Origin of the sequence: Legionella fallonii LLAP-10, assembly GCF_000953135.1 — a bacterium.
Classification (GTDB): Bacteria; Pseudomonadota; Gammaproteobacteria; order Legionellales; family Legionellaceae; genus Legionella; species Legionella fallonii.
In genome coordinates this window covers 894,057-918,988 of record NZ_LN614827.1, presented here as the reverse complement: position 1 = coordinate 918,988, position 24,932 = coordinate 894,057, and the positions used below count along the sequence as shown (strand labels likewise).

The window sequence follows — 24,932 nt, the reverse complement described above, 5'->3', positions numbered from 1 at the left end:
ATTATAATAATCAACCATTATTTAATAAATAAAGGAAATAGTTATTTAATATTAACCTTTTGTTAATAATTCCCATGCGTGCGCTGCACTTTTAGAATAAAATGCATCACTAACGGCATAGCCAACTACCACAGCAAGTTGGTCATTAATATAAATTAAAGGAATGGTATCTCTTTGCCATGGTGGAACGGCCCATTCTTGAAATAATTTTTTTAATTGTTTGGTTTGACCATGTAATCGGATCTGCTCTCCGCCCTGCCTAAACTGAACAATAATGTTTGCTCGTTCTGGAATAACTAATCCTTGCTTCGTTTGCTTGGCAATCAAGCAAATATTTAATTCAGCCAATAATAGTGGCTGGGGAAAATCGCTCCATATAATAGATTTATTACACGGCTCATCCCTAGAAAATCGCGTATTTTTAGGATGGCTTTCTAATTCCCGTTGATTTATATAAAGGCATTGCTGATAACGACGCACTATAATATTTTCCCAACTCACTTCAGGACTTGCATCAGAATTAGCAAAGATCACTTCATGTATTAAACGTTGGAAGGTCAGGGTTGAAGGCATTTGTACTTGATTTTTTTTTAGCCATACTCTTAAAATATTGGTAACACGCTCAAAACTTAACTTTTTTAATGGCGTAATACTTAACGAGTTGTTAGCCAAAGCTATTCCTTGGCTATCATACTCAGCCAAAGCATCTAAATTCGCTTTAGCTTGCTGGCAATGAGCAGCGGTTCGCGCTATATTCCCAATCACTCCTGGCCATTTTTTCATTAGTAAAGGCATTATTTCATGGCGCAAATAGTTTCGTGAATATTTAATCTCTTGATTACTTTCATCATCTATCCATTCTAATCCATGACTTTTTGCATACTCTTCAAGGTGCGTACGCGTATAGGCTAAAAAAGGCCTAGCCATGGTCCCTAATCCTAGCTCCCCACACTCCGTCATTGCAGCTAAGCCATCAACCCCTGCCCCTCTGAACAGTTGTAACAGCACAGTCTCTGCCTGATCATCCATGTGATGCCCCAAGAGCAGACAGTCATTTGCACTTAATAAAGAGGTAAAAACAGCATAACGCGCAACTCTAGCACCCTCTTCTATATTGGCTGAACGGTCAAACTGCACTGTACGAGCAAAAAAGGGGATATTTAAATTACGACAAAATTGCTCACAATGCCGTTGCCAATATTCAGCATTTACACTAATCCCATGATGAATATGTATCGCGGTTAATCTATGACGCAATAAGGTATGAGAGGAAAGAACATGCAATAAAACTGTAGAGTCTAGCCCCCCGCTAAACCCTACAATTAATTTAGTGAATTGACCTAAACGCTCAATCCACTCGGAAGTTAAGATAAAGCCCCCATGGCCATAAACTTCTGGTATCTAAGCTCTATTAATCTATCTACAGAAAATTTTTTCAAAGCGTGTAGTTCTGTAAGTAATATTTTTTTCACGCGTAATGCCATATCATCTACATCACGATGTGCACCACCTACAGGCTCAGGGATCACCATATCCACTAATTTATTTTCTGCTATTTTGTCAGCAGTAATACCCATAGCCCGCGCAGCTTCGCTGGCCTTAGCTGCATCTTTCCATAATATAGAAGCACAACCTTCTGGAGAAATTACGGAATAAATACCAAATTGCAGCATTAATACTCTATCCCCTACCCCAATAGCTAAAGCGCCACCAGAACCTGCTTCGCCTGTGACGATACAAATAATGGGTGTTTTTAAGCGAGACATAACAAACAAATTACGTGCAATAGCCTCTGATTGATTACGCTCTTCAGCGCCAATACCAGGATAAGCTCCTGCAGTATCAATAAAGGTAATTATAGGCAGACTAAATTTTTCAGCCATTTTCATAAGACGTAATGCCTTCCTATACTCTTCAGGCCGTGCCATTCCAAAATTGCGGTATACTTTTTCTTTAGTTCGCTTTCCTTTTTGATGGCCTAAAACCATAACAGGTTCATTATTTAAACGAGCCAATCCTCCAATTATTGCTGGGGCCGAAGAATAACTTCTGTCGCCATGTAACTCCTGAAAATCAGTAAAAATCCGTTCAATATAATCAGTCGTCTGTGGCCTGAGAGGATGTCTGGCCATTTGAGCGACTTGCCAAGGTTCCAAATTAGAAAAAACGTGAGCAGTTAAATCAGAACATTTAGCTTCAAGTTTTGCTATTTCATCTGTTAAGTTAACTTCGTTATCATGACCTACCATGCGAAGTGCTTCAATTTTCTGATTCAACTCTTCAATAGGTTGCTCAAAATCCAAAAATTGTCGGCTCATTGATTACTCTTTGGTGAATTAAATATCGTGGGTAACTATTCAGCACAGCTTATCAAAAAACCACATTTGGCTTTTCACCGGGGTTCAAAAATTGTGGTGAATAGATACTATCAAATGTTATATGATACTCTTAACCGCTAATTGACGCTAGATTCAAAGCACATCATATGACAATTACAGGATTTACTCCATTAAGTATGCACCATTGCATTTTAAATGAAGCACGTATTGATCTGTGGCAGTTTTCATTAGAACATGAGCTTAATGTAACGTATCAACTATTAAACGCCGAGGAAAAAGCGCGTGGCGAGCGATTTTATTTTAGTCGACACAGACGACGTTTCACGACGGCAAGAGCCGTTTTAAGAATCGTCCTCGCTCGTTATTTAAATGTTGCTCCAGAGCGCTTGGAATTTGTCTATAACAATCACGGGAAACCCGAAGTAATTAATTCGCAAAAATTACAGTTTAATCTCAGTCATACAGGTGATCTCGCTCTGCTTGCCATAGGCAAAGGGCATTCTTTAGGTGTTGATATTGAGTACTATTCAGCGCGACCCTACGAAGGTATAGCTAAAACATTATTTTCAGAACAAGAACTTGAAGAGTTTAAGAAAGTACCCCCGTCATTGAAGCCCGCTGTTTTTTTTCATATATGGTCCCAGAAAGAGGCCTTCATCAAAGCTTGTGGCTTGGGACTGTCTTACCCGACTAAAGAGTTTACTGTGCCAACAGCTCTTCCTACAAAACAATTGGTCTATGATGCTCTTCATAAAACCACCTGGCAGTTACGTTCATTTATGCCAAAAGTAGCGTGTAGTGGTGCATTATGCTATCACCCAACTGTTAGAGAAGTTCGCCACGGAATTATACCTATTTACCAACACGGCATCCTGAAATATTAACTATGATGCAATTAAATCACTCTCAACTGACCTTGCTGCAAATTCTTGGCGATGGATGTTGTCATAGCGGTAACGAATTAGGACAGGCCTTAGGGATTACACGTTCCGCGATTTGGAAGCAAATCAATCAATTAATTGCTTTGGGTATTCCCATTGCTCGTATACCTCATCAAGGCTATCAATTACCTAATCCATTAGCATTACTAGAGCAACAACAAATAGCCAATGCCCTGCAACAGCACGGCTTTAATCGTTTTTTTAACATTCATTTATTTACCTCAATAGATTCGACCAATCGTTATTTAAAAGATCTTCCTCTAAGTCAATCTATTAGAGCTCTTTCGATACTCGCTGCAGAGCGAGAAGGCACGGAACGCAAAACAGGGATGTACACGCAAGTACATGAGGATTCGAGCACTGTAGTGACGAAGCAACTCTCCTCTACAGTAGAGTTTCGAATGAGCTCTATTGATATCTGCTGTGCAGAAATACAAACTCAAGGAAGGGGGCGATTTGGCCGGAATTGGCACTCTCCCTTTGGTGAAAATATTTATTGCTCCAGTCGCTGGAACCTAAACTGTGACCTTTCAAGATTATCTGGATTAAGTCTTATAACCAGTTTAGCCGTCTTAGCTACGATTAATGAGTTTAGCCCCTCCTCTGACATTAAAATAAAGTGGCCTAATGATATTTTATGGAGGGATAAAAAATTGTGTGGCAGTTTAATAGAAATTATTGCTGAATCTCATGGCAATGCACAAGTTATTATAGGGATTGGTTTAAACGTTAATACGGATACGAAAAATCACCCTCTTCCCGATAAGCCTTGGTGTTCCTTATATGAAATCACCCAACGACAATATGACCGCAATCAAATCATTGCAAAATTGATCATTAATTTAGAGCATTATATCTATGAATTTATTGATAAAGGCCTGAATGCTTTTATGGACGAATGGAATCAACAAGACTATCTGGCCGGAAAATATATTACTGTATCTCAGTCGTCAACAACTATTTCTGGTGTTGCCAGGGGAATAAATCAGGAAGGGTTGTTGCTGCTGGAGGATGAGCAAGGAGTAGTACATTATCTTTCTTCTGGGGATACATCTCTACATTACAACAGACCTCTTCGCAAACCAGCAAAGGGAGATGAAGTGTGAGAATTCGAGCACCGCATCGACGAATCAGTTAGCCCCCTCAGTCAAGTTTTCGAAGAAGCCTCATAAAGTCAGAAAATTATAAACAAAATTAAATCAAAATGACTTATTCAATAATTTTATGTATAATATTTGTATTTTACGGTAATATTTATGAACTATAAGTTTAGCCTTTTTTCTTTTAGCCCCAAAAAACCGAATTTATCCAAGTTGCAGACAAAAAGGAAACGTGAGTCTGATTCAGCAGATGGTTATGGTGATCAAACAAGCCCCAGTCTAAGTAGTACAGGAAGTCCATTTATAACCAACATAAGCAACTCGGGAAGCCCCTTTGTGATGAGAAGTCCGTTGATGAATGGTACACCGATGATATCAGAGACTTCTACTGAGTCAGAGTTCGACGAATATATCTCTCTTGGTGGTAATCAAGTAGTACAAATAATTAATACTGATAGTAAAGAAGCTGAAGATACAGTAACTCATAAAAGGTTTTTTGTAGCTACAGGAGGAGAGTTATATTATAACAAAGAGAAATGGCATCATCACTCATTAAAAACCTCAATAGAATTAACGGCATGTGGCGGTAATTTCTATGCCTTATTAATGGGAGAAGGACAACCTGAGTATTTCGTTGGTCAAGGAACCGCTGATGAAGATCTGGATGAGGATCTTGAGCCCACTTATTATAGAGTAGGCTCAAAAATTGACTTCCTAGCTGAAGGGGAAGATATTTTTAATTTCCAAAAATCAGTCAAGAATTTAATTTTCTCCTTAGTGATCAGCTACTTTTTGGGAGATACTGATATCAGCAATGTAGTTGTCGTCGCGAAGGATGAGGATTTATTGATTAGAAGGCTAGATCCGGAGTTTTGCTTCTCACGCTATTTTTCTACAAAAAAGCAGAACAACTATGATAGTGTATTCAGAGAATTAAATTTTATCTTTCGTCTGAATACAGACAACCAAGAGTTGACCGAGGAAAACATTCAAAATCGTATAACGAAAGATACAATTGATTTTTTTAACGAATGTTTTAAGAAGAAGACATTCTTAATGCACCCCTCTTGTTTAAAAATTCTTAATTCAGAAGCTAGAACTGATGAAGTTTTATCTGCATTGAAAAAAATTACTGAGACCCCTTTTTCTCAATATGAAAACATCATCAATACAATCATCAGCGATGAAAATATTCGTATGCAATTAAAAGAGACACTGGAAAAACGATTGGAGATCTTTTCACAAATTTATCAAAAATTAGTCGATGTGCCTCAACCACAAGACATGCCAACGCTACTTGAAGAGCCAAATGTTATAGAGGAGTCAGATTCAGATAACATCGGCTTTTCAGCAAGAAACAATTATTGATACTAGTCAAATTCTTACAAACATTAATCACCTGGATAAGAACATACATCCAGGTGATATATCATTTTATGGGGACTCATTGGAGCAAGTATATGCAAATGGTCAAATATAGGCCTTTAATCTATAATTTGTGAATAGCCTTGACCTATGCTTGCTGCAAACAATCTGTATAATGCATTTCCATACTTACCCAAGAGGATTCACCGTTGAATCACGAGAATCAAACACCCTATGATCGACTCGATCCAACGGCTATTTTTGATGCCGTTGAAAGCACTGGCTTTCGTTGCACAGGCAGCCTACTCCCACTCAATAGCTACGAAAATCGCGTTTATCAAATAGGGATTGAAGAGGCTGAACCCCTTATCGCTAAATTTTATAGACCTCATCGCTGGAGTTCAGCAGCTATTTTAGAAGAACACCAGTTCTCACTTGAATTAGTAGAACATGAAATTCCTATTATTGCGCCCCTAATTATAAATGACCAGACCTTACACCATCATCATGATTTTAGATTCGCACTCTTTCCTAGACGCGGCGGCCGTGCACTAGAATTGGATAATAGCGAACAACTAGAATGGATGGGACGGTTTATAGGACGCTTACATGCGGTCAGTGCATGTCAATCATTTCAACATCGCATCCAATTAAATACTCAAAATTATGGTCATGATCCGTACGAATTTCTCATTGAGCAAAACTTTATTCCAGATTATTTAAAAGCTAACTTTTGCAAAACAGTTGAAACAGCCTTACAAAAAATCACTGAGATATTTAAATACATAGGTCCAGTTGCTCAAATACGCTTGCATGGTGATTGTCATGCAGGAAATGTGTTATGGAGCGAATCAGGCCCTCATATTGTGGACTTAGACGATTGCCTCATGGGCCCAGCAATACAGGACATTTGGATGTTGCTTTCAGGTGAATCAAAACAAATGGACGAGCAACTAACGAAGATTTTACAAGGGTATTGTGAGTTTCATGATTTTAATCCACGCGAACGCCATTTAATCGAAGTATTACGTACATTACGCATGCTGCATTACTCAGGATGGCTCGCAAAGCGCTGGGCCGATCCAGCATTTCCTTTGAGTTTTCCATGGTTTAATACACCTGTATATTGGCAAAATCAAATGATCAATATTAATGAGCAGATTGAATTATTAGATCAAATTGAATGCTAGTGAATAGGTCGTTCTCTTTGGCCTGACCACCACTTATTCTCCAAAACCAATAAGCTAATTCAAGACAGTTTAGTTTTATGAAATAATGCGTCGCTCTTCTGAACCAGTAAAGATTCGAATACCGTCTCAACAAAGCCATTTCCTACCTCATTTGAATTGCCGACGAAAATCGGCATCCATTAACCACTCAATGTCCTATGGATACCGGCTTTCGCCGGTAATTCGTCTAAGAATAGACCTCTTGCCAAACTCGCAGTGGTGAGGAGCATGCAAGGAGACAAGGAGCACAGCAAGTAGGTTGGGACAGCCCACAAGCGCTTAATGTTGGGTCGCGACCCAACCTACGGTTACTTCTTAAACAAAGGCCAAATAAGAGTTACTAATTTTTTTAGCGCTTTCCACTCCTGGTTGATCAAAAGGGTTAATGTCCCAGATAACTGCTTGTACATAAATTTTATGCTCATAAAGCGCGATTAACTGTCCTAAAGAAAATGGAGTGCAATCAGCCAATTGAATATGGTTTAACGGTTTATTTCCCATAATTTCCTCACTGGGATGATTCGATTCATGAATCCCTTTAGTTAAAACCATTCTTTTTGCTTCAAACATCTGATGAATTGGTTCATCTTTAAATTGTTCTATAGTCAGAAAATCTATAGAGACTTGATGAGTTCCTTGGCAAAGTAATTGGTAATAACTATGCTGTGCCTGGTTCCCTAAGCCACCCCATAAAATAGGCCCTGTGGCATAATTGACACGACGTCCAAAATTATCCAAAGACTTACCATTGCTTTCCATATCCAGCTGCTGAAGATAAGGCACTATGTATTCTAATTGTTGCGAATAAACGAGTATTAGTAAGTTATGAATATCTAAAAAATTATTATTCCAAATAGAAATAAGCGCTAGAAGAACTGGTATATTGGATGCAAAATCCTCATTATGGAAATGTTTATCCATGGAATTAGCCCCAACCAGCAAGTCATAAAAATTCTCATAGCCAATCGCTATTGCTGTAATTAAATTAATAGCAGAGCATAATGAGAATCGACCACCAACCCAATCCCAAATAGGCAGCACCTGTTTAATCCCAAATGCATTGGCTTTATCGATATTTGCTGTTACTGCAATGAAGTGTTTGTCTACATGCTCTGGGCTATCCAGCCACTTCAACGCTTTTTTAGCGTTATATAAAGTTTCTTTAGTGGTAAACGATTTGGATGAAACAATAAAGAGGGTTGTCTCAGGATTCAATTGTGCCACTACGTTAGTAAAGGCATAAGGATCCATATCAGAAATAAAATGATATTTTAAATGCTTCGCAGTTAGATATGATAAGGCTTTAATGCATAAGCGAGGACCGAGATCGGAGCCCCCTATTCCAATATTGACGACATCTGTAATTGGTTTACCCGAAAATCCTAGCCATTGCCCCGAACGTATTTGCTCTGAAATTTCTTTCATGCGCTGACGGGCTGCTATAATATCAGGAATAACATTGTGCCCATCTACAATTATCGGAGTATCGTCTAGAACGCGAATAGCTGTATGCAAAGCAGGCCTATATTCACTGAGATTAACAATCTCTCCATTGATTAATGCTTTAATTTTTTGCGGCAGATTTCTCTCTAGAGCAAGCGAAATCAACAAATCAATAGTCGTTTCATCGACCAATTGATTGCTAAAGTTAACTTGAATTTTATTAGATGATAGCGTTAATAAATTGTTTCGAGAAATTGAATTTTTTAAATTATTGATTTCAGTGAATCGCATTACCTCAGCATGTTTTTTTAAATTAACCCATGAGCTTAATTGCGTTAATTGTTCCATAATCTATTATTTTTATTCCCTATGTTATGAGTAATCGGCCAACCTGTCCTCAGGATATAGGTTGTATGAGACGGCCCTATTACTGTTATTGTCCTAAAAAATGCTGATCTCTATCACAAACATCTACTATGCTGAATTTTAGAGATTTTTTCCAAGACCATTTTAATTTTTTTCAAAAATAACATCTAGTAGGTAATTCAATAAAAAAATAAATTTCTCTCTGTAAAAAATTAAATCCACATAATTTTTGTGATTATTCTGAAATGACACTAAGTTAACGTCATTTCAGGATAAGGCGGTTAAAGTCCCCGCTTCTTACCGGCTCGTTCGTGCCAAAAACGAAGAATTTCCATTCCCGCATCAGTAATGCAATTGGCTCATAACCAACATGTAATGAATTTACTCGATCTCCCCGGAAAGGTGGATTGTATTGATAAATACGGTAAATGTATCCTGTGCCCGTTGGGTTGATGCAGAGGATGAAAAGGCCATGGCTGAGTACCGTACTAAGGCTTTTGATTATTTAGCTTTAGATGGATGGGGGTAACCTGTTGCCCTGTAATTTATTGATAAATGGTTTATATGCAAGAAAAAAAGGAAAACATGCGAATAAAGGTTAAAATTATCTGTAGGGAATATTTTCTTAGAATTAAATTAGATATCAATGACCTGAATTTGGCAGTAAATAAATTAAGCCCACCATCGCATCCAGCGCTAAACTCTGCTTGCAAAAGTGAACAAGAATTATTAGGTGTATTAATGTGGTTATTGGCCAAGAAAATTCTTTGGCGAGACCGCGATATTTTCGATATTACATTTGATATTGCGCTTGATCAATTATTTGAAAAAATTTCATTTTTCTATAAAAGGATAGAAGAGCCTTGTAGCGAAACCAGATCTTAATGACCAACTAATCGCAACAAAACCGTTCGATCTGAAGAGTTTCAAGGAAAATTGTAGCCCGTATTAACGTAGTGTAATACGGGGTCCTGGATTACACTACGCTAATCCACGCTACATAAAGCTTAACTAGTGCCATTAGGTAACATCTATTACGCTCTGGATGACAAAAGTAGCTTGGCTTCCTGCTGTAATGCCCTGTAAATTTCAACAACTAAAATAGCGTTTTTAGTAATGTCAAAATTATTCACTGCCAGTGCTTGTGCATTATTACCTAATTGAATTCTTTCTTGGGGATTTTTAACCAAGGTTTCAATTGCATCAGCTAGAACAAGGGGATCAGGATGATCGATGCAAAGCCCGGTAACCTTATTGATAATAGTATCCGATTGAGGTTCCCTGATAGCAACAATGCTAGGGATGCCAAATAGTGCGGCTTCAAAGACAGGTCTTCCCGCAGCATTCAAATAAGATGGGAAACAAAGAATATCTAACTCAGAATATACTGTTCTAACATCTTGAACGAAACCCCGAACCTTTACTGCATGCTGCAGATTATGTGCAGCAATAAATTGCAACATATCGGCCATCACATCATCAGAAAATCCTAGACATCTATAAATCCAAGCAACTAGACCTTTTGAGGAGCGTGCATTTTCTCCAACCACAATAAATTGTACCTTGTGACCACGCTCATTCACTAAAATACGAGCAGCCTCTAAAAATTCATAAACTCCTTTAAGCCGTAACAACGCCCCAATTATTCCTACAGCAGGAACCTCAGGCATAACTCGTTCATTTAATAACCGAACTTTATCAGAAAGATTAATGCCATTATGAATAACCTGTACCTCAACGAGATCGGGTAAGGACGCCTTCACTGTTTCATCAATAGCGATTACGGTATTAGCATGTTTTTTTAACATCTTAAATAATATTTGGCTACGCCAGTCATTTGAACTCCCTCTTTGCACCGAACGGACATGAACCACAAGAGGACATTTAAACAGTTTCTTCGTCAGTATTGCCAAAGGTAATAGAGTTATTTCATTAGCATGAATCGCATCAAATTGTTTTGCAGTATACTTCACCCGCAATAAAGCAAATAAGGTTGGAATAAGGAAAAGTAGCTCTCTTAACAGAATCAGCCATCTTAAACCTCGATAGTGTCCATAAAGTGTATTGTCAAACTGCGTTAATCCCAAAGCACGAATAGTCTTCATGCCTGCTCCTGACAATGCTTTTTCTGATTTTCCAGAAGGACATACAACAGTCCCCTGCACTCCATGTTGTTTTAATTGAGTATAAAGCTCTAATAAACTTTTGGTTGAACCACCAAAAGCAGATACACCATGTAAAAATAATATATTCATTATGAAGAAAAACACCTTAATTGGTTCTTAGAATTTGAATCGAGGATCTAATTTACACTACGATTAAGCTAAGGGACTTACTCTTTCTAGATCCTACGCATAAAGTACGGGACATTGAGAGCGTATATCACTTCTTAACTAAAAGATCACGAGCCCAATTTAGGCTATCATTATTTCATACCACTTAATGTAATTGACCCAACGCCATACTTGCCAGTTAAAACGAGACTTTCCTGAAACGATATTATCAAAATGGGACAGTAATGCTGAAGAATTTAAAATAGGTATTTCCTTGCTCGCCTCCAACCAGGTTCGAATCTGAGGTGCCATACTAAACATCCATGTTTTTTCAGGAGTAGCAAATCCAATTTTATCTCGCCTATCAAGAACATCGTCAGGTACAATTCCCCTCATCGCAGAACGGAATATATGCTTAGTCTGACCACAATCTGAAATTAAATAGTGTTCAGGTAATGATAACAGTAAATTAGCCATCGGTTGAGTCAGAAAAGGGACGCGATTTTCTACAGAAAAGCGCATTGAATCTCTATCTCCATGCCTTAATAGCTGAGCTAAACCCTTACCTTGTAGTGAGGAGGCCATTTTTTCTACGACTCGCCGTCCCTTACCAGAATGCGTTCCAGAAACTCTAGTTTCCTTAAGTAGAATTCCTTGTTCACGAAAATACTCGGTATTCAGCCAGGCCGGCTCGTTATCACGGCCGATTAATTTCCCTCCCTGGGCATATAAATTGTCTGGCAATAAAATACGTCCAAGATCCATCCAGGCTTTTATATAGTTTCTACCAGGCCATTGGCTCCATTTCCTTGCAAATCGCAAGGATGCTAATATTTTACCTTTTTCCAAGTAACTCAATAACCGCTGCCCTGGATAACCGTTATAGCCTGCCAGCATTTCATCGGCTCCCTGCCCTTCAAGTACCACAGTGACATTAGCCTCTCTCGCTAATTGAAATACCCGGTATTGCGCATAAATGCTAGTTCCACCAAAAGGTTCTCCCTGCGCAATCAGCATATCATCCAAATCATGCATCAGCTCATGATGATGAGCCACAACCTTATGCGGAATGGCATTAACATGTTGATTGATTCTGTCTATCCAATGTTCTTCTGACTCATCTGTTCCTTTGGCAATGTAACTAAAGGTATGAATGGGGGACTTTGGTTCGAGATAGCGCATAGCACATACAATAGCGGAGGAATCAATACCTCCTGATAACGAGGCTCCCAAAGGAACATCGCTACGTAAATGCAAACGAATATTTTCCAGAAATTGCTCACGAACAGCTTCTGTAGCTTGATTAAAATTCAAATCACTACGCTCATTAATTTTCGGATGATACCAGGCCACAGGAGCACTCAACCGAGCATTGTTTAAATCAAACGACATCATATGCCCAGGTAATAAATGTTTAATACCATCAATAAATGAACGCTCCTGACAGTCATATAGCCCATGAACTAGATAATCATAACTACGCTGTAAATCAATATTAGGCTTTTTATTATGAAGTTTTAATAAGGCTGGTAATTCAGAAGCAAATAAAAATTCTGCTGAATCATTAACATAGAAAAAAGGTTTAATTCCAAAAGCATCACGGACACAGGTCAGTGTTTGTGCTTGTTTATCATAAACAACAAATGCAAACATACCCAATAATCTATCTAAACACGAGGCCCCCCACTCATGCCACGCGGTTAATAAAACTTCTGTGTCAGATTTAGATTCAAAAACATAGCCTAAGTGGGCCAGCTCTCGTTGCAACTCTTGATAATTATAAATTTCCCCATTAAAAACGAGAGTATAGCGCCCATCACGAGAAGACATGGGCTGATTCGCATTAGATGATAAATCAATAATGGCTAAACGAGTATGGCCTAGGATAATTGCAGATTGTTGAGGACCAGTAAAAACCTCATAATTTTGAGCGTTGGGTCCCCGGTTGCGCAGTAAATGCATCGCAGAAGAAATAGCACTCTTATAGGAGTTAGGGAGGAACGAGTACCAACCACCTAAGATACCACACATATTCTTATATTCCTTACGTTATTACTGCTTCTACCGCTGAATGAGTGCGTTTTTTTATTTCATTCATTATATCAGGAAAAAAGCATGAGCCATCCTCTAGACTAATCCCATGAATTTTCTTTTTTTCTTGCATTTTTATAGCGGAAATCAATAATTCAGCAGACTTTGCATACACGACATGTTCGGAAGCGATTAACTCTTTAAATATATTAACGCCAGAAGGATGTATCACTACTGAGGCAACACCACAAGTTTTAGCCTCTAAAACACTACTTGAAAACTCTGTTACATGAACATCGCATTGTTCCAATAATCTAATCAGAGGAAGGTCACTGGATGTGCTTATAATGGCATTAGATAGATTATTGGCAACTAACTGTTTTCGTAATGGTTCTTTCACAGTCCCATACTGTGGATGCAGTCGAATCCACCACGTCCAGTCAGGAGTCTGACGAACTGCCTCTATAAAGAACTCAGGCAAACGATCAAAGGCTTGCGCCGTAAATAACACATTTAAAGCCCCCCCCACTCTCTTCTTTAGTAATGTTTTATCAGCGGAACCCTTTTGATCATAAATATGTAAACAAGGATTCCCTCCGACTAGAGCTCTATGCGCTTTAGGCCGGCTATTTGCCCAAGAATCAATATTCCTTTTTTCGTCTTCTCCCCAGGTCCAAAATATTTCAGGCAAGGTATCGTAGCCTTGCTCAGGCAACTTTGCCCAACGACGATAAGCTATGTGCTCGTTGCCCTGAACCCCATGTTGAATTTCTATAGTCAAAATACCTAACTGACGGCAGGCTCTTATAAGCCCCATGGCATCGGCAGAACAATAGGAAAACCCCACTATAGCCACTTTAGGTTGAGTAATTTTTAGTATTTTTTTAAACCATTGCTCATGAAGAAGAATTTGCCGTGCTTTAGTACGTACTGTATTAATATCTGGACGACAATCGGCTCCTAATTCTTTATCAATAATTGCCAAAAAATCATCCCAACCCGCAATTTGTTCATTTAATGCAGGAAAGTTGAGTTTTCCTCTTAGTCTTGCCAGAATAGACAAATAATAGGATTGATTTTGTAGGAAGACTGATGGGGCAAAGCGTGGAAGCAAACACCGACCATCGCTGGCAAACTCTAATACCAGAGAGTCTATATTTTCTTCACGAAAATGCTTAATCAAAGAGTCAGAGTAAGGGGTATACCATGCCCCATCAATTTTAAAAAAACGAGTAGAGGAAGTTACCGCGATTAAAAGATCGGTCTTTCTTAACCTATCATTTTTCCCTTTATCAATTTGTCTAGCGCGCACTAAAGACCGGCCTGCTAATAAAATTTTTTTTAATTGCCGTGTTGGCTTATTATTTAGTGCAATTTGATTATTAGGATCAAACACTTTTTGTGATAGCAAATAAAGCCAATGATTATTTCTAATCAATGGCCATATCTTTAACCCATCTATCTCCCAAGAGGAAACAGCAATCTCTTGTTCTACTTTATCAAAAGCGGAATTAATTTTCTCTAAAGATAGATCGCGATGCATGAGCGAAGACTCCTGGCCTCATTACAAATTTCTTAATTGAATTATCTATAGCTATTTTCAATCAAATACTTGTTTAAAAAAGGCCGATTGTAGCACCGATTTAAAATAATCTTAAAGTAATCATTCTCGTCATGGTGATTGAACAGTGCACCAATTAAAATTTTCGTGTCTTAAAGCGAGTTTAATAAACTTTCTGCTAGTAAAATATCATCTAAAGTATCGATATCAATGGCTCTTTCTTCTGGCAGTAAATAAGGAACGGTTTTGGCTAAGATAAACGTTTTAGACTGGAGTAGACTATTTATTTTAGCTAAATAAATAGCCCCATTCAGTGTGTAACACGGAGGCAGATCTTGTCGTCTAGCAGGGATAGGGGACGATATGACTGGTTTCAGTGTCCGTGAGTCGCTCAGGGTATACATCCAATAAGGTGACTGCTTCACCTCGCTGACAGACACACAAGCATCCGCCTCTTGTTCCATACAACAACGAATAGCCTCATCGATGTCATGAGCTACTCGTAATGGCGATGTTGGTTGCAACAGTAAGATCCAGTCATAACCTGGGCAACGATTAATTGCATCAATAACCACATCGATGCTAGGCGTATCATCAAGAGCGAGTTGAGGATCACGCGTGAATGGGACCTCACATTCATAAGACTTTGCTACATTAATAATATCCTCATCATCAGATGACAAGATAAGTCTATCGATGTACAAAGAAGCCTTTGCCGCCTCAATAGTCCAAGCAATCAATGGCTTGCCACCAAAGGTATAAATATTTTTCCCCGGAAGTCCTTTAGAACCTCCTCGTGCAGGGATAATGGCTAATATTTTCTGCTCATTTATCATTAATAAAATCCTAGTTTCCATTCTTTGTTATTCTAAGCACCCAGGCTAAGTTGCCTCCATTGAGCGTACATCATGTATTCTAAGAGTTAAACTAAACCTTAAATAAAGGTTTTCTTACCCCCTAAAAGTAATAAAAAATACATCACAAATAAAGCATTAGCAGGATGAAATATAGTCCCGTAATTCATACAAATAAAAATAATTGCTGGAAATACAGCGCAAGCCCATTGGTCTGACTGTAGGGCATTTTTATAATTCTGGAATAATAAAAAGCCATAAAATAACAAAGCAGGAAGGCCGTATCGAGCTAACATGCCTATCAATAATGACTCTGCGTCACTTTTATAAACAGATTTGCCTAGGTCTGAAGTGCTCATCATATTAAAATCATAGAGCCCCTCTCCCATCCAGTGAGGGCTATGCATAAATATACTCCATTGCTCTTTCCATTGCCAAGGTCGATACAATTGTACATACATTTCCCTAGCCGTTAGATTATGTTCACCTCTTAATAGAACTCTATCGACTAATGGCCATGACTGAATGGCCTGGAGAATTTCTAACGAATAAGCAACCAATAAATTCGAAGCAATAACCGCAATAATGGACAATAAAAACACTAGCCTCTTGCTTCTGATCATAGAAAACAATACATGTAGAAAAAGATAAATCGCTAAAGAGATCAGCGCGCTTCGCACAAATGAAAAAACAATAAAATAAAGGGACAAGCCTATGGCAAATTTGTTGTCACGACAGGTCTTTAAATCTTTAGTACAAACGATAAATATAAACAGAGAAAAAAAAGCAGTATTCACAATATTAGGCAGAAATGAAACTCGCCAGACATTACCCACCACGCTTGAGCTGGTACCCGGAATCACTCCCCATTGATTAAAGTTCTCGAAGGTAACTCCCATTAAAATGGAAATTAAAATCGTAGCGATATAGATATAAGATAAGGTCTTGGTCTTAATTTGAGCATCATTGAGTTGCAACCAAGAAATCATTAACAATAAAATAGCGATTCGCAAAGGTATTTGGGGTTCCCCTATGCAGAACCCCCAAAATACAACCAAAACTAACATCAGTAAAATTGGCCAGGTCTTGAGGCAAATGTTGGATACTATTTCTCGCGTGTTAACTAATAGTAACAACATTGGGAAAAGAAATAACCAATAAGCAATTGACCCTCGCTCTATGATTATGTTTTGACCAACAAACAGCAGAAATGATAAAGAAATAATTAAATAAAGAAGTAAGGACTTTTTACTTTTAGCATTATTCATAACATTCATGCTAAACAACTCCATAGTTTATACAACTATAATCCCAATAAGCTAACTTCATCTTGGGCTTTCTCAAAGTCGTCCATTCTGCCAATATCTAACCAATATTCATGGATAGGAAACATATTTATTATTTTCCCTGTCTCAATATGTTGCGTTAATAAATCAGGCATATCAATGCGAACATCTGGACTAACACTTCGAGCAAACTCGGGAGACAGTAAATAAATTCCAGCGTTGATGAATGAGTGGTATATGGGCTTTTCAACTATTGATGTGACCTGATGTCCTTGAAAATTCAAAACACCAAACGGCACTCGATGTTCGTACTTCCTAACACAAACAGTAGCTATTCCCTGATGTTGCTCATGAAAGTCTAATAAATTATGAAAATTTAAAGCAGTCAACAAATCGCCATTCATCATTAAAATAGGCAGGTCAATTTCATCATGAGGTAATAAGCCTAAGGCTCCAGCGGTACCAAGTGGCTGTTCTTCATGTACATATTGTATGCTAACACCCCAACGACTACCATCGCCGAAATATTTATTTATCATTTCTGGCATAAAATGGGTTGAGATAAAAAAACGATGGAATCCTGCTTCGATGAAGCGCTCTAAAATCAATTCCAAAATGGGCTTTGAACCTATCTTCAATAAAGGTTTAGGGCATTCTTGAGTCAAAGGATGAAGACGAGTACCAAATCCCCCCGCAATCAAAAATACTGGATTATCTTTATGCCGCTGTCTTAAGAGATCATGGAGTGTCTCTAACCCAACCATTTTATTATTAGCGTCAACAATAGGAATCTGTAACAAATTATGCTCCTGCATTGTTGCTAGAATAAGCTCCCTACTCCAATCTGCCTTTGCTGTCCTGGGAGTATCACACATCATCTTTTTTACTGGCAAATCTAGTGGTAACTGTTTGATTAAAGCCCTGCGTACGTCACCATCAGTGACCGTGCCTAATAAAATTCCTTGTTCATCAACAACTAAAGTAATCCTTTGCCCTCCATTATCGAGGACCACTATCGCATCGCTTATTGGGGTCAGAGGACTTATTAATAATGTCTCCCAGTTCTTCATTATTTCTCGCCAAAATCAGTGTCTGAGTCTATATACCGCACGGCCGCAGGCAACACAAGTGATTTTGGTTTTACATCACGTACTACGGATACCCCAGCCCCAATAATGGCTGATTCCCCTATTTTTATGCCAGGAGCGATACGAGCCCCTGTCGCAATAAAAGAACCTTTAGCCACGGTTACTGTGCCACAAAGAACGGCGCCAGGAGCTATGTGCACATGCTCTCCAATAATGCAATCATGATCGATGCTTGATTGACTATTAATGATTGCATTTTTTCCTATACGAGCATCAGGTTGGATTACAACACCAGCCATCACTTGCACCCCCTCTTCCAAAACAGCAAAAGAGTCAACCCAAGCATTCGGATGAATCAATACAGGAAAGTAATAATTTTGAGCGACAAACCGCTCAAAGACCAGGCGCCGATTATCATTATCAACCCGTTGCCCTACACAATTAACCAAATCAACCTCTTCAGGGCTATACTCTTTTAAATCATCACCATTACCTAATACGTCAAGACCACGCCAACTTTTAATATCATTCTTTACTAACTCAGGGGCACAAATACCTAATACGGGTAATTTGAGCGACCGAATTAAAGAAAATAAGACCTTTGCATGACCACCTGCGCCCAATAATATTAAAGGTTTTACTGGTGATTGTTGTGTATTCGTCATTAAAAAACATCTCCTGGCTCATAAGCTTTTTTACTGATTGATCCTACTAATTCCCATATTAATTTAGGAGCTAATCCCTCTCCTGTGCGAGCCGTTGTCAGATCATTCCGCTCAATAACTTTTCCCTCAGGTAGGCTATTAGCAACAACTATTGCTTGTCTTGCTACACGTCTTGTGTCCCACTCGCTGGGTTGCGGAGCTTTAACTCCATTGCCTAAAGCCAGCTCCAAGGCACGAATTTCACTAATTAATTTTTTTAACTCGTCTACTTCAATAGAAGCTTTGTGATCTGGTCCAGGTAGTGTTTTATCCAAAGTAAAATGCTTTTCTATAATTTTTGCCCCTAGAGCTACCGCGGCGAGAGGAATCACCGTACCCTCGGTATGATCTGAATAACCCACCTCAAGACCAAAAGCGGCAGATAAAGTATTCATTGCTTTCAAATTCACTTCATGCCACGGAGTTGGATACTGTGAAGTACAATGAAGTAGAGTCACACACTCTTTTAGCCGTTCACGCGCTTCTTGCTTGCTCCACAGCTGCCATACTTCATCCATTCCGCAAGGTTCTTTAGAAGAGTGTAACGCATGAGTTACAATAGCCAAGCCTTCCTCTACTTCAGCCATAGTGGCCATACCTGTAGATATAATGAGCGGCTTTCCTATTTTAGCAAATCGCCATAACAAAGGAGCATTAGTTAACTCACCCGAAGGAACTTTATAGCAGGGCAAATTTAAAGTTTGTAACAAGTGCAAACTTGTCTCATCGAAAGCCGTCGATAAAAATTCTATTCCTCTTTTTTGTGCATGTTCTTGCAATTCAAAATGCCAATCCTCTGGAAGTTCCAGCTTGATTAACATATCTAATTGACTCTCATCTGCATCTGTATTGGCTTTTTGATATTTAGCTTTTGCTACAGATTGACTCGCTAACTTACTTGCTTTGAAGGTCTGAAACTTTACAGCATCTGCGCCAGCCTCTACGGCAGCATCGATTAACTTTAAGGCCAAATCTTTATTGCCATTATGATTAACGCCTGCTTCGGCAATAAAATAAACAGAATCTTTTAATTTATTCATAGCTAAAATCCAAATCGTAAAAACGCTTCGCAACAGATAAGCGATGTGTTTTAAGAACAGGTATAATACGCTCAGATACCCACCCATCGCCATAAGGATTAATTACATTCTTGCATTGTGCTTTAAAATCAACAGATACAGCCTTACTAATGGCTTTTTTAATTTCATTGTAATCTGCTGGGCAATGAATCACTGAGTCCGCAGCTAAACGGCCCTCCTGTCTGTTACCAATATTTACTGTAGGGATTCCAAAAGCAGGAACTTCAATTACCCCACTAGATGAGTTCCCAATAACTGCCTCAGCGTGGGCCACTGCGCTTAAATAACGTTTAGAACCCAAAGATATCGCTGCAAATGCCCGGTGAGCATTGATCTTACAATATTGTTGTATTTGTTGAATGATGGCATGGCCGCCATTATCCGCATTGGGATAAGTAAATAACACTTGATAATCCCTCATCTCATCAAGCGCTTTTAATAACAGCTCAAATGAACTCCCCTCCACTTCATGACTTAACGTTTCTGGGTGATAGGTCACAAGAACATAAGGTCGGCATAATGGAATATTCAAGTTGGCCGCTAAGGCTTGCAGAGAATAATTTTCTGTACGCACTACATGCTCTAAACCCACGGCCCCCACATTAAAAACTCGATTACCGTCTTCCCCCATTTGAATAATACGTTGCCTATATCTTTCTGCCGCAGTGAAGTGCAAACAAGACATTTTAGTAATAGCATGACGTATGGAATTATCATAAGCCCCTAGAGTCAACTCCCCTCCATGCAAATGAGCAATAGGAATTTTCATAATCAATGCAGTTTGCGCAGCTGCTAGAGCCTCAAAGCGGTCGCCTAATATAACTAAAAGATCAGGTTGTAATCGAGCTAAACTATCGGCAAAGCCAATAGAAGCAAGCCCCATTGATTTGACTACCCCAATAGCAGAATCTGATGCCAGCAACATTTCCACTTTAGCGTCGATTTTAAAGCCATCGGCCTCGATTTCTTTCCAAGTTTCACCAAATTGCGGTGCTAAATGCATGGCACTTACAATAATTTGCAACTCTAACTCAGGATCATTTTGGATTCCTTTCATCAACCAGAATAGCAATCCATATTCAGCTCGAGTTCCGGTAAACACAGCAATTTTACGCATTAATTTTCCTCAAATAATGGGCTACTGACAATTCGCTAGCCTCGAATTATCACGCTACTGGGAAGATTTACGACCCTGTCGACTAACCACTCTGCATGACTGAGCGACCCACAAAGTGCATTTTTATATATGGGTAATTGATTCATTAAATGCCATATAGGCCTGGTCATCACACCACAATCATTAGTCTGTTGTAACAATTCATTACGTTGGCCTAGATCATCACAAATCACCGCATTCAACCAGTAGTTACTACGACAATAGGCCGGTTCTACAATAAATTGCATCGACGAATTTTTGAAAAGATCAATATAGCTATTAGCCAACTCACGTTTCTTTTCGATAAAGAATTCCAATTGCTCAAGTTGAGCGCACCCCATAGCGGCATTAATGTTAGGCATTCTATAGTTATATCCTATTTCATCATGGACGTACTCATAGGGATGAGGCTTTTTAGCCGTAGTCGTAAGATGCTTCGCTTTTTGTCCTAATTCTTGATTGGTCAAAATCATTCCCCCACCCCCGGTGGTGATAATTTTATTTCCATTAAAGCTTAATATTCCTAATTCCCCCAATGTGCCAGTGTGTCGCCCTTTATATAAACTACCAAGCGATTCGGCAGCATCCTCGATCATTTTTAAATTCCATCTACGACACACATCAAGTAAGCCATCAAGATCTACAGGATGCCCAAAGGTATGCATAGGAACACAAGCTCTGATAATACGATGGTTCTGTTTATGACGGCAGTAACCTTGCTCATCAATAAAAGAAAACTCATCTAACCAAGCATCTACGGCTTGTGGCGATAACCCAAGAGTGTTTCTATCTACATCAATAAAAATAGGTTCCGCATTGCAATAGGCTATGGCATTACATGTTGCAACGAAAGTTAAAGGTTGGGTTATTACATAATCTTGAGCTTTGACACCTGCAAGAAGCAAAGCGCAATGCAAAGCGCTGGTACCATTTACAGTAACCACAGCGCAGGGGCTTTCTGTGTACTTAGCCACGTCACGTTCAAATTGATCCACATAAGCACCAACACTAGACACAAATGTAGAATCTATAGCATGCAAAACGTATGCTTTTTCGTTACCAATAAACTGTGGTGCGTGTAGCGGTATAAAATCTTCAGTTTGATATTGGTCACGTAAAAAACTTATTAGTTGCTTAATCATTTCTATGCCCCATTTGCCATTCTCGCAGTCTTCATCAATGTAACATTGTGCCTGAATCAGGAGAGGTTTCTATCCTTCGCAAGGATGACATCTTTTCTATTTGAAAATAATTGCATTAAAAATTTGTTTAAATAAAAATTTAGGCCAGAAGCCCATTATGCTGCCAGCCTATGAACGAAGCATCGTCCTTAGGCCCTCTCTCTAGCCCTCACTGCCATTAAGTTCCCCGCGGCATTAAATAATTCCTTAACTTAATGGTCGTGCCCCTAGCTCTCTCCCGCGATTCATTATCGATTTACAAACAAAACTTCTTGCGCGGGCGAGAGAACTTTCCGTGCGATCGCCGTATGATTAGACATCATTCCACTTCTTACCCCCTCTCCCTCGAGAGGGGGAAGGCTACCCCGTTTAGGCCTTGACCTGACGCCTATGGCTCGCCTAAATGTTACACATTATAAATATTTGCTTTGTATTTGGCTAAATTATCTTTTGCAGTAAACCATTGTATCGTTTTTAATAATCCATCGCTTATAGAAAATTGAGGTTCAAATCCAGTTAAGCTACGAATTTTGCTATTATCACACCACAATCGCACCACTTCAGATTTTTCGGGGCGTATTCGTTGTTGATCTACGACAAACTCAATATCACTTTGCATGAGCTCACGAATTAAATTCAAAGTATCACTTATAGAAATTTCATAATTAGAACCAATGTTAACCACCTCACCGATGGCTTTATCACAAAGAGCCAACTCTAAAAATCCACGGCAGGTATCTTCAACATAATTAAAATCACGTGTTGGACTAGTATCCCCTAACTCAATTTGACTAAGTCCGCTGGCAATTTGAGTAATGATAGTTGGAATTACGGCACGAGCAGATTGTCTAGGGCCATAGGTGTTAAACGGCCTAGCTATGGTTAAAGGCAAATTAAAGGCATTATAAAAGCTCATTGCCATAGAATCAGCCCCTATTTTAGACGCACTATAGGGTGATTGAGGCTGCAAAGGGTGTTTTTCGTCAATAGGAACATACAGTGCAGTACCATACACTTCACTGGTTGAGGTATGAATTAGCCGACCAACCCCATTCTCAAGAGCTGCTTGGCAAATATTTAAAGTTCCTTTGATATTAGTATCCACATAACTATCTGGAGCCAGATAGGAGTATGGTATGGCGATCAACGCGGCAAGATGGAATACCATATCCATCCCTTTAGTAATATGCTTACAATAATGCGGATCGCGTATATCACCAGTGAGTACTTCCACATCATTTTGACATTCAATATCCTCTAACCAACCCCAATTATTAAATGAATTGTATTGAGATAGAGCCTTAACTTCATAACCCTTTTTTACCAATAATTCTGTAAGGTGTGAGCCGATAAAACCATCAGCACCAGTAATTAAAACCTTCATGCAAATTGCCTCATTATTAATTTTCTTTGTAACTACTCGTTCCCATTGTTATCCTGAACTCCGTCCGGTCATCCTGAGCGCAGCGAAGGATCTCCTGAAGGTGACTCGGTGCTACTTCGTGGAGATCCTTCGCTGCGCTCGGGATGACACTGGGGCTCAGAATGACTAGGCGCGTAATTATCTTTATTTCTTTGAAAAATTAAGGAAGAAAGCCAGGGCATAGCATGTACCCTCGCAGCCATAATCCAGGTTAACAAGAAATTAAGAAGCATCCCAAGTGCCGAACTAATGCCAGCTCCAACTAATCCCAAAGCATCGACTAAAAATACTGTTAAAACAAGATTTATACCCCCACAAACAATAGTGATTGTAGCGGTTACATGTGTTTTTCTTTCATAAAATAGATAGTTAGTTACCAAATAATACATCCCATGGAACGATTGCATCAATATCAACCAATTTAACACCGATGCAGCAGGAAGAAACTGAGGGCCAGCAAGAATAGCAATGATGTATTTGCCTAGCAAAATAGAAAATAGTGGTGCAATTAATAGCGCTAGGAAATAAATATAAGAAAATCGGACAATTCGAACTTTCTCACGAAAGTTGTCTTTTTTAAGTCGCGCAAACAGCCAAGGAACAAAGGCTTTATTGAACGCCTCATTAATTAAATTAAATCCTAGAGCAATTTGCACTGCCAACATGTAAATCCCTGCACTAGCAGTACCTAGTTTGAAATTCACAATCATTCTATCGGCCATAAGAAGGAAGAAACTTCCTAAGACATGAGGAACTAAAGGTACGCCAAAGGCTAAAGCATCTTTTATGTATTCCCAACGGGTATTCCATTTTAAATAGCCTTCTTTATACAACAAAAAAAGGCACACTAAACCAAAGCATACTCCTGATAACACTTGCCCCCAGAGACGCCCTGCATAATCCTCAAGCAAAATCACAACAGCAATATAACTTAGAACCCCGTTACACAGTGCTTGGCCAAATTGCACAATGCCATACTTTATCGGTTTTTCCTCAACTTGCCAAAGAACCAGTCGAACTTGAATTGTAAACGTCGCTACTGCAAGCACTATGGCCGCATTAAGCCAAAAAACAGGTAAGGATAACTCCGCAGAAAGCCAATTCCCCACCACGAAAAAGAGTAGTGATAAAAGCAATGAGCTTGCAATTAATATAACAAGGCAAGCGGTAACGTATTGGGGAAAGTTTAATTCCTCCTTATCGAACCATCGAGTTGCCAATCCATTATAGGTATTCAAACCAACTACCGCCCCCAATAAAGTGCTAAATGTTATAAACATTGCAACCACCCCGTATCCCTCAGGGCCTAAGTACCGAGTTAAAATAGGCATCAGAAGAAATGGGATCAGTGCAACGGTAGTATTTGCAGCAAAGTAAATACTGACGTTAACTTTCAGGCTGCTCATTTTAAACCACCGCCGAGCAAATCATATGTATAGCTCTTCATTAGGTCTTTACCAAAAAAATTGCATCACTCTATAAATTAGATTTGCTGCAAAAATAAGTTAATTGT

20 protein-coding genes are annotated in these 24,932 nt (G+C 39.0%); 5 read left to right on the top strand and 15 right to left on the bottom strand.

Going from position 1 to position 24,932, the window contains the following annotated elements; genetic code table 11:
• Positions 1–51: 51 nt before the first annotated feature.
• Both tilS and LFA_RS03605 read right to left on the bottom strand, forming a co-directional pair.
• Positions 52–1,371 (bottom strand): tRNA lysidine(34) synthetase TilS, encoded by a 1,320-nt coding sequence (tilS, locus tag LFA_RS03610; RefSeq protein WP_045094964.1) that lies wholly within the window; start codon positions 1,369–1,371, stop codon positions 52–54.
• Positions 1,365–2,318 (bottom strand): acetyl-CoA carboxylase carboxyltransferase subunit alpha, encoded by a 954-nt coding sequence (locus LFA_RS03605; protein WP_045094963.1) that lies wholly within the window; start codon positions 2,316–2,318, stop codon positions 1,365–1,367. The genes tilS and LFA_RS03605 overlap by 7 nt, the downstream gene beginning before the upstream one ends.
• A 167-nt stretch (positions 2,319–2,485) precedes the next feature.
• Between LFA_RS03605 and LFA_RS03600 the strand changes: the two genes are divergently transcribed.
• The 4 genes from LFA_RS03600 (at position 2,486) to LFA_RS03585 (ending at position 6,935) form a co-directional block, all read left to right on the top strand.
• The gene (locus tag LFA_RS03600; protein ID WP_045094962.1) at positions 2,486–3,223 is read left to right on the top strand and encodes a 4'-phosphopantetheinyl transferase family protein; all 738 of its coding nucleotides are present in this window, start codon (positions 2,486–2,488) and stop codon (positions 3,221–3,223) included.
• A 2-nt stretch (positions 3,224–3,225) separates the two neighbouring features.
• Positions 3,226–4,386, top strand: coding sequence for a biotin--[acetyl-CoA-carboxylase] ligase (locus LFA_RS19345; protein ID WP_084602108.1), 1,161 nt, complete (start codon positions 3,226–3,228; stop codon positions 4,384–4,386).
• Between the two features lie 150 nt (positions 4,387–4,536).
• On the top strand, positions 4,537–5,748 hold the full coding sequence (locus LFA_RS03590; RefSeq protein ID WP_045094961.1) for a hypothetical protein: 1,212 nt from the start codon (positions 4,537–4,539) through the stop codon (positions 5,746–5,748).
• Positions 5,749–5,954: 206 nt separating this feature from the next.
• Positions 5,955–6,935: a serine/threonine protein kinase gene (locus LFA_RS03585; protein ID WP_045094960.1), complete on the top strand. Its 981-nt coding sequence runs from the start codon at positions 5,955–5,957 to the stop codon at positions 6,933–6,935.
• A 354-nt stretch (positions 6,936–7,289) separates the two neighbouring features.
• Here LFA_RS03585 and pgi read toward each other — a convergent pair whose 3' ends face one another.
• The gene (gene pgi / locus LFA_RS03580) at positions 7,290–8,765 is read right to left on the bottom strand and encodes a glucose-6-phosphate isomerase (protein ID WP_045094959.1); all 1,476 of its coding nucleotides are present in this window, start codon (positions 8,763–8,765) and stop codon (positions 7,290–7,292) included.
• A gap of 582 nt (positions 8,766–9,347) precedes the next feature.
• On the opposite strand from pgi, the gene LFA_RS03575 reads away from it, so the two are divergent.
• Entirely contained in the window at positions 9,348–9,668 is a 321-nt protein-coding gene (locus LFA_RS03575; RefSeq protein ID WP_157010270.1) for a hypothetical protein, read from the top strand.
• A 149-nt stretch (positions 9,669–9,817) separates the two neighbouring features.
• On the opposite strand, the gene LFA_RS03570 is transcribed toward LFA_RS03575, so the two are convergent.
• The 12 genes from LFA_RS03570 to LFA_RS03515 form a co-directional block, all read right to left on the bottom strand.
• Positions 9,818–11,038, bottom strand: coding sequence for a glycosyltransferase family 4 protein (locus LFA_RS03570; protein WP_045094957.1), 1,221 nt, complete (start codon positions 11,036–11,038; stop codon positions 9,818–9,820).
• Between the two features lie 159 nt (positions 11,039–11,197).
• A complete protein-coding gene (gene asnB, locus LFA_RS03565; protein ID WP_045094956.1) occupies positions 11,198–13,087 on the bottom strand; it encodes an asparagine synthase (glutamine-hydrolyzing) in 1,890 nt (629 codons plus the stop codon).
• A gap of 13 nt (positions 13,088–13,100) precedes the next feature.
• On the bottom strand, positions 13,101–14,630 hold the full coding sequence (locus LFA_RS03560; protein WP_045094955.1) for a glycosyltransferase family protein: 1,530 nt from the start codon (positions 14,628–14,630) through the stop codon (positions 13,101–13,103).
• A gap of 170 nt (positions 14,631–14,800) precedes the next feature.
• Positions 14,801–15,484, bottom strand: coding sequence for an acylneuraminate cytidylyltransferase family protein (locus LFA_RS03555; protein WP_045097392.1), 684 nt, complete (start codon positions 15,482–15,484; stop codon positions 14,801–14,803).
• A 98-nt stretch (positions 15,485–15,582) separates the two neighbouring features.
• Positions 15,583–16,779 carry an O-antigen ligase family protein gene (locus LFA_RS03550; RefSeq protein WP_045094954.1) on the bottom strand — a complete coding sequence of 399 codons (1,197 nt, stop codon included), beginning with the start codon at positions 16,777–16,779 and terminating at the stop codon, positions 15,583–15,585.
• Between the two features lie 26 nt (positions 16,780–16,805).
• On the bottom strand, positions 16,806–17,858 hold the full coding sequence (locus LFA_RS03545) for a nucleotidyltransferase family protein (RefSeq protein WP_045094953.1): 1,053 nt from the start codon (positions 17,856–17,858) through the stop codon (positions 16,806–16,808).
• Positions 17,858–18,541 carry an acetyltransferase gene (locus LFA_RS03540; protein WP_045094952.1) on the bottom strand — a complete coding sequence of 228 codons (684 nt, stop codon included), beginning with the start codon at positions 18,539–18,541 and terminating at the stop codon, positions 17,858–17,860. Before LFA_RS03540 ends, LFA_RS03545 begins: the two co-directional genes overlap by 1 nt.
• The gene (gene neuB, locus LFA_RS03535) at positions 18,541–19,620 is read right to left on the bottom strand and encodes an N-acetylneuraminate synthase (protein WP_045094951.1); all 1,080 of its coding nucleotides are present in this window, start codon (positions 19,618–19,620) and stop codon (positions 18,541–18,543) included. The genes LFA_RS03540 and neuB overlap by 1 nt, the downstream gene beginning before the upstream one ends.
• Complete coding sequence (neuC, locus tag LFA_RS03530; protein ID WP_045094950.1) at positions 19,613–20,776, bottom strand: UDP-N-acetylglucosamine 2-epimerase; 1,164 nt, start codon at positions 20,774–20,776, stop codon at positions 19,613–19,615. Before neuC ends, neuB begins: the two co-directional genes overlap by 8 nt.
• A 35-nt stretch (positions 20,777–20,811) precedes the next feature.
• A complete protein-coding gene (locus tag LFA_RS03525; protein WP_045094949.1) occupies positions 20,812–21,957 on the bottom strand; it encodes a LegC family aminotransferase in 1,146 nt (381 codons plus the stop codon).
• A 445-nt stretch (positions 21,958–22,402) separates the two neighbouring features.
• On the bottom strand, positions 22,403–23,380 hold the full coding sequence (locus LFA_RS03520; protein WP_045094948.1) for an NAD-dependent 4,6-dehydratase LegB: 978 nt from the start codon (positions 23,378–23,380) through the stop codon (positions 22,403–22,405).
• Between the two features lie 68 nt (positions 23,381–23,448).
• The gene (locus LFA_RS03515) at positions 23,449–24,825 is read right to left on the bottom strand and encodes a lipopolysaccharide biosynthesis protein (protein ID WP_052673841.1); all 1,377 of its coding nucleotides are present in this window, start codon (positions 24,823–24,825) and stop codon (positions 23,449–23,451) included.
• Between the last annotated feature and the right edge of the window lie 107 nt (positions 24,826–24,932).

Bases quoted from the DNA above. Each gene is read 5' to 3' on its own strand.
- neuC (WP_045094950.1), bottom strand. From the start codon at position 20,776: ATGCGTAAAATTGCTGTGTTTACCGGAACTCGAGCTGAATATGGATTG.
- LFA_RS03555 (WP_045097392.1), bottom strand. From the start codon at position 15,484: ATGATAAATGAGCAGAAAATATTAGCCATTATCCCTGCACGAGGAGGT.
- LFA_RS03600 (WP_045094962.1), top strand. From the start codon at position 2,486: ATGACAATTACAGGATTTACTCCATTAAGTATGCACCATTGCATTTTA.
- LFA_RS03590 (WP_045094961.1), top strand. From the start codon at position 4,537: ATGAACTATAAGTTTAGCCTTTTTTCTTTTAGCCCCAAAAAACCGAAT.
- pgi (WP_045094959.1), bottom strand. From the start codon at position 8,765: ATGGAACAATTAACGCAATTAAGCTCATGGGTTAATTTAAAAAAACAT.
- LFA_RS03550 (WP_045094954.1), bottom strand. From the start codon at position 16,779: ATGAATGTTATGAATAATGCTAAAAGTAAAAAGTCCTTACTTCTTTAT.
- neuB (WP_045094951.1), bottom strand. From the start codon at position 19,620: ATGAATAAATTAAAAGATTCTGTTTATTTTATTGCCGAAGCAGGCGTT.
- asnB (WP_045094956.1), bottom strand. From the start codon at position 13,087: ATGTGTGGTATCTTAGGTGGTTGGTACTCGTTCCTCCCTAACTCCTAT.
- LFA_RS03540 (WP_045094952.1), bottom strand. From the start codon at position 18,541: ATGACGAATACACAACAATCACCAGTAAAACCTTTAATATTATTGGGC.
- LFA_RS03515 (WP_052673841.1), bottom strand. From the start codon at position 24,825: ATGAGCAGCCTGAAAGTTAACGTCAGTATTTACTTTGCTGCAAATACT.
- LFA_RS19345 (WP_084602108.1), top strand. From the start codon at position 3,226: ATGATGCAATTAAATCACTCTCAACTGACCTTGCTGCAAATTCTTGGC.
- LFA_RS03525 (WP_045094949.1), bottom strand. From the start codon at position 21,957: ATGATTAAGCAACTAATAAGTTTTTTACGTGACCAATATCAAACTGAA.
- LFA_RS03605 (WP_045094963.1), bottom strand. From the start codon at position 2,318: ATGAGCCGACAATTTTTGGATTTTGAGCAACCTATTGAAGAGTTGAAT.
- LFA_RS03570 (WP_045094957.1), bottom strand. From the start codon at position 11,038: ATGAATATATTATTTTTACATGGTGTATCTGCTTTTGGTGGTTCAACC.
- LFA_RS03575 (WP_157010270.1), top strand. From the start codon at position 9,348: ATGCAAGAAAAAAAGGAAAACATGCGAATAAAGGTTAAAATTATCTGT.
- LFA_RS03560 (WP_045094955.1), bottom strand. From the start codon at position 14,630: ATGCATCGCGATCTATCTTTAGAGAAAATTAATTCCGCTTTTGATAAA.
- LFA_RS03545 (WP_045094953.1), bottom strand. From the start codon at position 17,858: ATGAAGAACTGGGAGACATTATTAATAAGTCCTCTGACCCCAATAAGC.
- LFA_RS03520 (WP_045094948.1), bottom strand. From the start codon at position 23,380: ATGAAGGTTTTAATTACTGGTGCTGATGGTTTTATCGGCTCACACCTT.